Here is an 831-nt window from a genome sequence, read left to right as displayed (position 1 = left end):
CGGGCGCCGCCCCCCGCCGCTCCGCGGCCGTGCGCACCGCGATCCGCGAGGCCCTGCAGTCCGGCGCCGTCGTCGCAGACGCCGAACCCGCCCGTCCCGGGGTCGCGCTGGTCGGGGGTGGCCCGGGCGATCCCGACCTGATCACCGTCCGCGGGCGGCGCCTGCTGGCCCGGGCCGACGTCGTCGTCGCCGACCGGCTGGCCCCACCGGAACTGCTCGCCGAGCTCGGCCCCCACGTCGAGGTGATCGACGCCGCCAAGATCCCCTACGGCCGGGCGATGGCGCAGGAGGCCATCAACCAGGCCCTCATCGACGGCGCGAAGGCCGGGAAGTTCGTCGTCCGGCTCAAGGGCGGCGACCCGTACGTGTTCGGCCGCGGCTACGAGGAACTCGAGGCATGCGTTGCCGCCGGGGTGCCCGTGACGGTCGTTCCGGGCATCACCAGCGCCATCTCGGTGCCCTCCGCGGCGGGGATCCCGGTCACCCACCGCGGGGTCACCCACGAGTTCGTCGTGGTCAGCGGGCACGTGGCCCCGGACCACCCGGATTCGCTCACCGACTGGGGTGCGCTCGCGCGCCTGCGCGGCACGCTGGTGCTGCTGATGGCGGTCGAGCGGATCGAGCAGTTCGCCGCCGCCCTGCTCGAGGGGGGCCGGCCCGCGCAGACGCCGGTCACCGTGATCCAGGAGGGCACGCTGCGCACCCAGCGGGTGCTGCGCGCCGATCTGGCGACCGTCGCCGCGCGGGTCCGGGAGGAGCAGATCCGCCCGCCGGCCATCGTCGTCATCGGGCCGGTGGCCGCGTTCGACGTCGGGCCGGTGGCCGAGGGCG

The 831-nt window shown here is 76.2% G+C and carries 1 protein-coding gene; it reads left to right on the top strand.

From position 1 onward, the window contains the following. Window positions 1-831 (top strand): uroporphyrinogen-III C-methyltransferase (cobA, locus tag OEY_RS0104355; protein WP_010592716.1); only part of this gene is annotated, 831 nt, incomplete at both ends.

The organism is Rhodococcus sp. P14 (genome assembly GCF_000256505.1).
GTDB lineage: Bacteria > Actinomycetota > Actinomycetes > Mycobacteriales > Mycobacteriaceae > Rhodococcus > Rhodococcus ruber.
The sequence above is the reverse complement of the archived record's forward strand: the minus strand, read 5'-3'. Positions and strand labels throughout refer to the sequence as shown.